Origin of the sequence: Neobacillus paridis (genome assembly GCF_016765675.1) — a bacterium.
Lineage (GTDB): Bacteria > Bacillota > Bacilli > Bacillales > Cytobacillaceae > Neobacillus > Neobacillus paridis.
Map to the genome: position 1 here is coordinate 924 of NZ_JAESWB010000067.1, position 327 is coordinate 1,250.

General features: G+C 58.1%; 1 protein-coding gene. It reads left to right on the plus strand.

All coding sequences use genetic code 11. The features are described 5' to 3' along the window. Positions 1 to 293: hypothetical protein (locus JK635_RS27960; RefSeq protein WP_202653056.1), on the plus strand; the 293-nt coding region annotated here is incomplete at its 5' end. Positions 294 to 327: the final 34 nt, after the last annotated feature.

Here is a 327-nt window from a genome sequence, read left to right on the forward strand (position 1 = left end):
ACAAGGCCATCGAGCCGTTGGTGCAACCGGAATTGTTCGATCAATACACCGCGCCCGCCGATGCGGTCGCATTTTTCGTGGCGTGCTTCTCGGGCTCGCTGCATATCCAGCCAGAGTCGCCCGTTTCGATCCAGATTGCGGTACCGGACCGAGAGATGCGCGGCTGGCTGTTCAAGGAACCGCTGAATGCGTTCCTGCAGCGGTACGAACAAAAGCCGGCGGCGCAGGACGATTTGGCCAAGCCCAAGCTTAAGAAGATTAAGAAGCAGGGCAACGATGGCAGCGCATCATGAGCCGCGGTGGTATTCAAGGTTTTGAAAGCGAGCG